This window comes from Streptomyces sp. YIM S03343 (assembly GCF_054729195.1).
The window spans coordinates 53,462-63,094 of sequence record NZ_JBPUKX010000004.1; the positions used below are offsets into that span (position 1 = coordinate 53,462).

Genomic DNA, 9,633 nt, shown 5'->3' on the forward strand with positions numbered 1-9,633 from the left:
GACGTCCATGACCGGATCAGCGCTCCTGCAGACCGGCAACACTCTCGTGGTCTTCGACGGACCGCGCAGGCTGACCTGGCACACCTCCGCCGGCGGCGACTACACCCCGGCAGCACTGTGGCCGACCCGGGCACAGGCAGCCCACGTACTCGACCACCTCTACAGCGGCGGATGCCTGCTCGTCCTGCTCGAACAGGAACGCACCTCCGTGCCCATGTACGCGGAGGAGGCCGAACGGCTGCCCGACCACGTCGCCGAACAGACCACCCTCACCAGCGACGGCGTCCTGAGCGAACTGCACGTGCCCGCCCTGAACTGGATGCCCCGCCCGCTGCGCGAACGCGGCCTGCGCTTCCTCGACGACAGCACCGCCCTGATCGGCTCCCGGCCCGACCTGCTGCTGCCCCACCTGCTCGTCGAGAAGCCCCCCTACCAGCCCGGCAACCTCCGCTTCGCCCGGCTGCGCACCCCACGCCCCTACTCCGACGGCCGCATCGGACCCGTCACCGACCACCTGTTCACCACCGGCACCGCCGACCCCCTGGCCGCCCTGGCCTGCCCCGCCGGCGCCGCGATGAGCACGGTCCCGACCTGGGAGACCCTGCCATGACCAGTCCCACAGACCCGTCACTGCGGGGCCCCCTCAAAGGCCGGGTCGTCGCACTCACCGGCGCCGGACGCGGCCTCGGCCTGCTGACCGTCCAGACCCTCCTCGACCAGGGCGCCGCAGTCGTCGCCAACCACCGCTCACCCTCCGACGAACTCGACCGCCTCGCCGACAAGCACCGCGACCGCCTGCGCCTCGTGCCCGGCGACGTCGCCACCGACGAGACCGCCGCCCTCCTCACCGCCGAGGCACGCCGCTTCGGCCGGCTCGACGCCCTCGTCCACAACGCCGCCGTCACCCGCGACCAGCCCCTCGTACGGATGCCCGTCGAGGACTGGGACGAGGTCCAGCGCGTCAACCTGCGCGGCGCGTTCCTCGCCACCAAACACGCCGTCAAAAGCATGATGCGCACCCGCTACGGCCGCATCGTCTACGTCTCCTCCGTCGTCGCCCTCACCGGCAACCCCGGACAGGCCGCCTACTCCGCCTCCAAAGCCGGCCTGCACGGCCTCGCCATGACCGTCGCCCAGGAATACGCCTCCTACAACGTCCGCACCGTCACCCTCGCCCCCGGCATCCTCGACACCGGCCTCGGCGCGAACGTCGCCGCCCCGCAGAAACGGCGCATGACCGACCGCGCCCTCCTCGGCCTCGGCGAGGCCGAACAGACCGCCCGGACCATCGCCTTCCTGGCCTCACCCGCCGCCGACTACATCAACGCCACCGTCATCCGCGCCGACGGAGGAATGAGGTACTGATGAACACCGCCAGCTCCCACATCCTGATCCCCGCCCCCGCCCACACCGTCCGCCAGATCCTCCTCGAGCCCGCCTCCCTCGCCGACTGGAACCCCGCATTCCTGTCCGTGCGCGGACCCGCCGAAGCGACCGTCGGCGAACGCTACCCCCTCACCGGCCGCGGCGGCCTGCGCGGCCACTGGGAATACCGCTCCATCGGCGAAACCCTCATCGACGCCTACTGGGAAGTCCCCGGCCTGTCCGAGACCAACACCTGGCGCATCCTCCCCCACGCCGGCGGCACCCACGTCACCCACTCCTTCACCAACCACGGCGCCCTCGCCACCCTCCTCGCCCCCGCCTTCGGAGGCGTCGCCGACCTGCGGCTGGGACGCCTCGCCGAACGCGCCACACGGCGCTCACCCGCACAGGTGTCCTGACATGAGCCCCGCCGCCGTCGCATCCGCCGCCGCCCTGCTGTCCGCCGCACCCTCCCTCCTCCCCAAAACGAGTACCCGGCCCCGCCATTCCGGGGCCGGTGCCCGGTCCGTCCACCCCGGGGCCGGTGCCGCGTCCGTCCACCCCGGGGCCGGTGCCGCGTCCGTCCACCCCGGGGCCGGTGCGGCGGGTGCCGAGTCCGTCCACCCGGGGGCGCCCGTCCCGTCCGCCGTCCACCAGACGCCCGCCGCCCGGGCGTCCGTTCACCGGGCACCCGGCCAGGTCCTGCCTTCTGCCGCGCCCGCTCCGGCAGCCGCCCGCTCCGACTGCTGGGCCCCGCCCACCCCGCTGCACCTGGCACGCCTGGAGGGCGAATGGCCCGAGGAGCACATCCTGCGCGGGCTCGACTGAACCGGGAGCCCCGTGCGTGACGGGCCCGGGCACCTCCCCCTGCCCGGGCCCGTCACCACGTCCGGCCCACCGCCCGCTTCTCCGCCCGCATCTCCGCCCGCATCTCCGCCCGTGTCCTCGTGCGCTGCCCCGTCCGACTCTCCCACCGCTGCCCAGCCCGACTCACCGTCTGTTCCGCCCGACCTTCCGACCGCTGCCCAGCCCGGCTCACCCTCTGCCCCGCCCGACCTTCCGACCGCTGCCCAGCCCGGCTCACCCTCTGCCCCGCCCGACCTTCCGACCGCTGCCCAGCCCGGCTCACCCTCTGCCCCGCCCGACCTTCCGACCGCTGCCCAGCCCGACTCACCCTCTGCCCCGCCCGACCTTCCGACCGCTGCCCAGCCCGACTCACCCTCTGCCCCGCCCGACCTTCCGACCGCTGCCCAGCCCGACTCACCCTCTGCCCCGCCCGACCTTCCGACCGCTGCCCAGCCCGACTCACCCTCTGCCCCGCCCGGCTCTCCGGCTGTTCCGTGCGGCTCTCCGGCTGTTGTTCCGTGCGGGTCTCCCACGCCGTCGCCGCCGGTACGCCGCGCTCGTTCCGTTCCTTTGGCGTGTCTTTTGCGCCACGCGGTACGCCCTTCCTGTACGCCTCCCTTTGTCGTCCCTCCTGCCCGAAGGACCCACCGTGTCCACTCCCCCTGTGCTGCGGCCCTCCAGCGGTCCCGCATACGCGCGTATCGCCGGCGTGGGCGGCTACCGGCCCTCCCGCGTGGTGCGAAACGAGGAGATCGCCCCCCGTATCGACTCCAGCGACACCTGGATCCGCGAGCGCTCCGGCATCGCCGAACGGCGCCGGGCGGGCGAGCAGGAGAGCGTCGCCGTCATGGGAGCCGCCGCCGCGGGCAAGGCCCTCGCCCACGCCGGCGTCACCCCGGACCGGATCGGCTGCGTACTGGCCGCCACCTCCACCCACTTCCGCCAGCTGCCCGCCCTCGCCGCCGACATCGCCCACCGCGTCGGCACCGCACAGGCCGCCGCCTTCGACCTGTCCGCCGCCTGCGCCGGCTTCACCCACGCCCTCACCGTCGCCCACGACCTCGTACGCGGCGGCAGCGCCGGACACGTACTGGTCGTCGGCACCGAGCGGATGTCCGACCTCATCGACCACGACGACCGCGCCACCGCCTTCCTCTTCGGCGACGGCGCCGGCGCCGTCGTCGTCTCCCCCAGCGACACCCCCGCGATGGGCCCCGTCGTCTGGGGCGCCGACGGCTCCCAGAAACACGCCATCGACCAGTCCGCCTCCTGGCTCCAGCTGCGCCACGACCCGCCCGAGCGCTTCCCCGCCCTGACCATGCAGGGCCCCACCGTCTTCCGCTGGGCCGTGACCGAAATGGCCCGCGCCGCCCGCAAAGCCCTCGACACCGCCGGTATCGACGCCGCCGACCTCGACGCCTTCATCCCCCACCAGGCCAACCTCCGCATCATCGACGCCCTCACCACCACCCTGCGGCTGCCCGCCCGCGTCGCCGTCTCCCGCGACATCGTCCACACCGGCAACACCTCCGCGGCCTCCATACCCCTGGCCATGGAACAGCTCCTGGCCTCCGGCACCGTCCGCAGCGGCTCACTCGCCCTCACCATCGGCTTCGGAGCCGGCCTCTCCTACGCCGGACAGGTCGTCACCCTGCCCTGACACCGCACCCCGCGCACCGCCACCCGTGCAACGCACCACCCCGCACCCCGCAGACCCCGCACCACAGCCCCGTACCGCCGCGGACCCCGCACCAGTTCCCCCGCACCGCACCGCCGCGGACCCCGCACCACAGCCCCCGCACGCACGGCCCTGACAGCCAGCCTCCCTGACCCACCCTCCTCAGGAGCTTGCCATGACCATGCTCAAGGACTCGACCGCCCTCCCGCACCCCGTCCTCGCCGCACAAGGCGCCGCCGGCCCGCTCGTCCCGGGCGAGGAACTCTTCCCCGCCACCCTCCCCGGCGACCCGGACGGACCGCAGGCACCCGAACTCACCACCGTCCTCGACATCATGGAACGCATCTTCCGGCTCGTCTGAGACAACGCCCGCCCGCGCCTCGCCGCGATTCCGTTTCCAGCGCCGTCACCACCACGACCACGCGACATCACACAGGGAGATCACGATGGCGCACGCCGCCCGCCGAGTGTTCGTCACCGGGCTCGGAGCCACCACACCGCTGGGCGGTGACACCGCCGTCACCTGGGAGGCCATGCTGGCCGGGCGCTCCGGCGCCCGGGAGCTGACCGAGCCCTGGGCGAAGGACCTCGCCGTCCGCATCGCCTGCCCGGCCGCCGCCGAGCCCGCACCCCTCATCGGCACCGCCGTCGCCCGGCGCACCGACCGTTCGACGCAGTTCGCGCTCGTCGCGGCCCGCGAGGCATGGCAGGACGCCGCCCTCACCGACGTCGTGCCGGAGCGGCTCGGGGTCGCCGTCGCCTCCGGTCTGGGCGGCCTCACCTCGCTTCTCGCCCAGCACGACGTCCTGCGCGAGAAAGGACACCGCCGGGTCTCCCCGCACACCGTGCCCATGTTCATGCCCAACGGGCCCGCCGCCCACATCGGCCTCGAACTCGGCGCACGGGCCGGAATCCACACCACCGCCTCCGCCTGCGCCTCGGGCGCCGAAGCGATCGGCCACGCCATCGGGATGATCCGCTCCCACCGCGCCGACGTCGTCGTCGCCGGCGGCACCGAAGCCCCGATCCACCCCCTCATCATGACCGCCTTCGCCAACATGACGGCCATGTCCCGCCGCAACGACGACCCCGCCGCCGCCTCCCGCCCCTACGACCGCGGCCGGGACGGCTTCGTGATGGGCGAAGGCGCCGCAATCCTCGTCCTGGAGTCCGAGGAACACGCCCGCGCCCGCGGCGCACGCGTCTACGCCGAGGCCGCCGGCATCGGCCTCACCTCCGACGCCCACCACATCGCCCAGCCCGAACCCGACGGCCGCGACGTCACCCGCGCCGTCCGCGCCGCCCTCACCGACGCCGGCGCCACCCCCGACGAGGTCACCCACATCAACGCCCACGCCACCTCCACCCCCCTCGGCGACATCGCCGAACTCACCGCACTGCGGCGCGTACTCGGCGACCGCGCCGCACGCGTACCGGTGTCCGCGACCAAGTCGATGACCGGCCATCTGCTGGGCGCCACCGGCGCGGTGGAATCGGTGGCCTCCGTCCTGGCCCTGCACCACCGGCTCGCGCCGCCCACCATCAACATCGAACACCTCGACGAACAGGCCGACCTCGACATCGTCCGCGACAAACCCCGCGAACTCGCCCCCGGGCCGGGCCTCGCACTCAACAACTCCTTCGGGTTCGGCGGCCACAACATCTGCCTGGCATTCCGCCACGCCCCCAGCGCAGACGACGACGCCACCCCGGTGTGAACAACACGGGCAGCCGGCGGCGGGCGGCGGCGGGAAACAGGCACCGGCCCCGGCCGGCGGGCGGGAAGCCGGCCGGCGGGTTTCGGCCAATCCCCGTACCGGGGCCGCCACCGCCCGCAACCACCCGGAACGGCACAGCACCAGGCCAGACACCGCCGGCCTGCGGTGCGGGCGGAGGCTCCCCGCACATTCCACGCCGTGCGCGCCCGACGGCACATCCCGCACACACGACGCGCTTTAGCACGCCGGACCATCTTCCCAGTCACCGGCAGCGCACACAGTGACGAAAAAAGGACGCCGCCTTGAAGGACGCCGCCCCGCACCCCGCCGCCTCCACGGACGACGCCTCCCCTCCCGCCGGCCCCCCCGCCCCGCCGTGCGCCGCCCGTCCACCCGACTCCCCGTGTTCCAGGCACCCTTGCCGCACGAGGCGGCGCGGCGGACGCCGGGCCTTGGCACGGGGCGGACACACCCCGGCCGCGCCCGGCCGGACCCCCACCCGCGCGCACCGCCGCCCGGCCGTCCCGTCATGAGACCGGCACTCACCCGCCTCCCCGGCCGCCACGAGGACGTACACCGCACCGCCATACACACCGAGACGAACACCAGCCCGACCCCGGCACCCACCACACCACCCGCACCACCCGCACCACCCGCACCACCCGCAACCGCCGCACCCTCCGGGCCGCCCGCACCACCCGGGCCCTCCACACCCACCACACCCTCCACACCACCCGCAACCGCCGCACCCTCCGGGCCGCCCGCACCACCCGGGCCCTCCGCACCCGCCGCACCCGCCGCCGCGGGCGTGCCGGCCGGCTCCGGGAGCACGCCGGAGCAGTACTACGGGCAGGTCGTCGAACGCATCACCGCCCTCGCCCGCCAGGGCCGCACCGCACCCGCCATCACCCACGTACTCCAGAACGAGGGCTACACCATGGCACCCGGACGCAGCGACCCCATCAGCCTCACCACCGTCCGCCGCATGCTCCGCGAGAACGCCCGGCCGGCCGGCCGCCGCACCACCGCCGAACCCCGCGAGAACCTCGCCCCGAACGAGTGGTGGCTGCGCGACCTCGCCCTCGAACTGGCCATGCCCTCCATCACCCTCCACGGCTGGGTACGCCGCGGCTGGGTCACCGTCGCACGCAAAGAAAACCGGCCACCCCACCGGCTGATCCTCCACGCCGACCCCACCGAGATCAACCGGCTGCGGGCCAAGCGGCCCGGCGCCGAGCAGCAGGACGCGGGCAACGGGCCGGCGGGGCCGCCGCACTGACGGAGCGTCCGAACGTCCGAACGTCCGAGGGTCCGGACGTCCGAGCGTCCGAGGGTCCGGACGTGCGGATCGCGCCTTCCCTGCGGGCGCGGTGCGCGGCTCGCATATGCGGACGGCATCTGCCGGTTCCGCATCGGTGCACGTCAGGCGTCCACCCGTCACCCTTCCCCGCCGCAGCCCCCGTACGAGCCGGCGCTGCCGCATGGCCGGATCACCACCCCGCGGGCGCCGCGGTGAACGGCAACGCCTTCAAACATGTTGCGGCATCGATGTCGCGTCATGCATGATGAATCATCGATTGAGTATCATCGATGTCCCAACACCGACTGCGCGTCCGTCTGTCCGGCGGCCGGCGGACGGCCCGCCCCTCCGACAGGGGCCCCGATACCAGGAGTAGAGAAGTGAAGAAGATCGCCCACCTCGCCGCCACACGGCCCAAGGCCGTGATCTTCGGCTGGCTGCTGCTGCTCGCCCTGGCCGTCCCCTTCGCGCTCCAGCTCGAGGGCGCCCTGAAGACAGGCGGCTTCTCCGACCCCCGCGGCGAGTCCGTCACCGCGCAGCACACGATCGAGCGCGCCTTCAAGGAAGCCCCCAACTCCCTCCTCGTGGTGCTGCACAGCAAGGACGGCTCCGTCGCCGGCGCCGTCGCCACGGCCCGCGAGGTCGCCGAACGCCAGGGCGCCTCCAGCGTCACCGACCGCACCACGCACCCGGAGTGGATGTCGAAGGACGGCCGCACCACCTTGCTCCAGGTCGGCTTCACCAAGGACAACACAGCAGTCCAGAACCTGGTGCCGGACCTCCAGGACGAGGTGCGCGCGGCCGTCGGCAAGAGCGTCGAGGCCGACGTCACCGGTGCGCCCGCGCTGGACTACGCGCTGAACGTGCACTCCAAGGAGGACGTCACACGCGCGGAGATGATCGCCTTCCCCGTGCTGTTCGTCGTCCTGCTGCTGGTGTTCCGCTCCGTGGCCGCGATGGCCGTCCCGCTGGTCATGGCCGGCGCCACCCTGATGGCCACCGAGGCCATCGGCTACGGCATGACGCAGGTCACCGACGTCAACAGCCTCTTCGCCAACATCGTCTCCATGGTCGGCCTGGCCGTCGCCGTCGACTACTCCCTGTTCATCGTGAAGCGGTTCCGTGAGGAGCTCGCCGAGGGCCGCGCCGTCCCCGACGCCCTCGAGCGCACCATGCGCACCGTCGGCCACTCCGTCCTGTTCAGCGGCATGGCGGTCATCGTCGCCCTCTCCGCCCTGTTCATCCCCCGTGCCATGTCCTTCACCAGCATCGCCCTGGGCGGCGTGGCCGTCTCCCTGACCGCCGTCGCCATCGCCATGACACTCCTGCCCGCCGTGCTCAGCCTGCTCGGCCACCGCATCAACTGGGGCACCCTGCACCGCCGCAAGAACGCCGGTGCCGACGCGGCGCAGCCCGCCGCCAAGCCCGCCGAGCGTCCCGCCGGCCGTTTCACCAGCCGTCCGGGTCTCGTCCTCGCCGCTCTCGTGGCCGCGTTCGCCGCACTCGCCGCCCCCGCCGCCCAGCTCACCCTGCGCGTCCCCGTCGCCAGCGCCGACATCCTGCCCTCCGGCGACAGCGCCCGCACCGGCCTGGAGCGCATCAAGAACGACATCGGGGTGCGCGAGATGTTCCCCGTCCAGATCGTGCTGAGCGCCGACCGCTCCCAGGCCGGCGCCCTCCTCAAGAGCGCCGGCGCCATCGCCTCGTACGCGAAGACCGCGCCCGGCGCGGACAAGGTCCAGGCCGTCACCACGCTGGGTCTGCCCTCCTCCGGTCTGCCCCAGGCCCTCGCCGGCACGGACACCGTCAGCGCCGAGACCAAGGGCGCCCTGCAGCAGCTGTGGACGCGTGACGGCGACAGGCTCGTCACCCGCATCGTCGTGACCCCCGCCTCCGACCCCGACAGCTCCGCCGCGCACCACCTGGTGGACAACCTGCGCGACCACCTCGGCAAGGAGACCGAGCCGAAGGTCACGGCGCAGCTGGCCGGTGCCACCGCGACCGGTTCCGACTTCGACGACCTGGTGCTGCGCTCGGTGCCGCTGGTGGTCGGCATGGTGGCCGTGCTGAGCTTCCTGATCCTGCTGTTCGCCTTCCGCTCCGTCCTGCTCCCGCTGCTCGCCCTGGCCTTCAACATCGCGGTCGTCGGCGCCAGCCTCGGCGTCCTGGCCCTGGTGTCCGGCAACTCCGACCACTCGATCAACAGCGTCACCCCGCTGATGCTCTTCGCGGTCATGTTCGGTCTGAGCATGGACTACATGGTGATCATGATCGGCCGGATGCGGGAGATGTACTTCGGGGGCCTGACGCACCGGGAGTCCGTCCTCGGCGGCCTCGCCCGCACCGCCGGCCTCGTCAACGGCGCCGCCGCCATCATGATCGCCGTCTTCGCCTCCTTCACCAGCGCCCAGATCAGCATCGTCCGCGAACTCGGCATCAGCCTCGCCGTGGCCGTCGTCCTCGACGCCCTCGTCATCCGACGCCTGGTCATGCCCGCCGCACTCCTCCTCATCGGCGACCGCACCTGGGGCCGCCCCCGCCACACCCAGCGCCAGGCCGCCCCGGCCGCACAGCCGGCCACACAGACAGCCACGGAAACACACCCGGAGCCGGCCCCCGCCAGCGCCGCCAGCGACATCAGCGAACACCCCCTCGCCGAGCAGCCCACACACTGACCCCACCCCCCGCACCCCACCCCGCACCACCTGGCACCACCCCACACCACC

The 9,633-nt window shown here is 73.3% G+C and carries 9 protein-coding genes; all 9 read left to right on the forward strand.

Annotated elements, in window-relative coordinates:
- Positions 1 to 7: 7 nt before the first annotated feature.
- The 9 genes from ACSYGN_RS41735 (at position 8) to ACSYGN_RS41775 (ending at position 9,582) form a co-directional block, all read left to right on the forward strand.
- The gene (locus ACSYGN_RS41735; protein WP_460406303.1) at positions 8 to 610 is read left to right on the forward strand and encodes a hypothetical protein; all 603 of its coding nucleotides are present in this window, start codon (positions 8 to 10) and stop codon (positions 608 to 610) included.
- The gene (locus ACSYGN_RS41740) at positions 607 to 1,365 is read left to right on the forward strand and encodes an SDR family oxidoreductase (RefSeq protein ID WP_460406305.1); all 759 of its coding nucleotides are present in this window, start codon (positions 607 to 609) and stop codon (positions 1,363 to 1,365) included. Before ACSYGN_RS41735 ends, ACSYGN_RS41740 begins: the two co-directional genes overlap by 4 nt.
- Complete coding sequence (locus tag ACSYGN_RS41745) at positions 1,365 to 1,784, forward strand: SRPBCC family protein (RefSeq protein WP_460406307.1); 420 nt, start codon at positions 1,365 to 1,367, stop codon at positions 1,782 to 1,784. Before ACSYGN_RS41740 ends, ACSYGN_RS41745 begins: the two co-directional genes overlap by 1 nt.
- Before the next feature lies 1 nt (position 1,785).
- The gene (locus ACSYGN_RS41750; protein ID WP_460406309.1) at positions 1,786 to 2,193 is read left to right on the forward strand and encodes a hypothetical protein; all 408 of its coding nucleotides are present in this window, start codon (positions 1,786 to 1,788) and stop codon (positions 2,191 to 2,193) included.
- A 667-nt stretch (positions 2,194 to 2,860) separates the two neighbouring features.
- On the forward strand, positions 2,861 to 3,871 hold the full coding sequence (locus ACSYGN_RS41755) for a beta-ketoacyl-ACP synthase III (RefSeq protein ID WP_460406311.1): 1,011 nt from the start codon (positions 2,861 to 2,863) through the stop codon (positions 3,869 to 3,871).
- Positions 3,872 to 4,064: 193 nt separating this feature from the next.
- Positions 4,065 to 4,250: a hypothetical protein gene (locus ACSYGN_RS41760; protein ID WP_460406313.1), complete on the forward strand. Its 186-nt coding sequence runs from the start codon at positions 4,065 to 4,067 to the stop codon at positions 4,248 to 4,250.
- 85 nt (positions 4,251 to 4,335) lie between these two features.
- A complete protein-coding gene (gene fabF / locus ACSYGN_RS41765; RefSeq protein ID WP_460406315.1) occupies positions 4,336 to 5,607 on the forward strand; it encodes a beta-ketoacyl-ACP synthase II in 1,272 nt (423 codons plus the stop codon).
- A gap of 529 nt (positions 5,608 to 6,136) precedes the next feature.
- A complete protein-coding gene (locus tag ACSYGN_RS41770) occupies positions 6,137 to 6,886 on the forward strand; it encodes a hypothetical protein (RefSeq protein WP_460406317.1) in 750 nt (249 codons plus the stop codon).
- A 401-nt stretch (positions 6,887 to 7,287) separates the two neighbouring features.
- On the forward strand, positions 7,288 to 9,582 hold the full coding sequence (locus ACSYGN_RS41775; RefSeq protein WP_460406318.1) for an MMPL family transporter: 2,295 nt from the start codon (positions 7,288 to 7,290) through the stop codon (positions 9,580 to 9,582).
- The last annotated feature ends 51 nt before the right edge of the window (positions 9,583 to 9,633 follow it).

What these genes read in the sequence shown, in the direction of transcription:
- ACSYGN_RS41760 (WP_460406313.1), top strand. Translation starts at nt 4,065, where the DNA reads ATGACCATGCTCAAGGACTCGACCGCCCTCCCGCACCCCGTCCTCGCC.
- ACSYGN_RS41750 (WP_460406309.1), top strand. Translation starts at nt 1,786, where the DNA reads ATGAGCCCCGCCGCCGTCGCATCCGCCGCCGCCCTGCTGTCCGCCGCA.
- fabF (WP_460406315.1), top strand. Translation starts at nt 4,336, where the DNA reads ATGGCGCACGCCGCCCGCCGAGTGTTCGTCACCGGGCTCGGAGCCACC.
- ACSYGN_RS41740 (WP_460406305.1), top strand. Translation starts at nt 607, where the DNA reads ATGACCAGTCCCACAGACCCGTCACTGCGGGGCCCCCTCAAAGGCCGG.
- ACSYGN_RS41770 (WP_460406317.1), top strand. Translation starts at nt 6,137, where the DNA reads ATGAGACCGGCACTCACCCGCCTCCCCGGCCGCCACGAGGACGTACAC.
- ACSYGN_RS41735 (WP_460406303.1), top strand. Translation starts at nt 8, where the DNA reads ATGACCGGATCAGCGCTCCTGCAGACCGGCAACACTCTCGTGGTCTTC.
- ACSYGN_RS41745 (WP_460406307.1), top strand. Translation starts at nt 1,365, where the DNA reads ATGAACACCGCCAGCTCCCACATCCTGATCCCCGCCCCCGCCCACACC.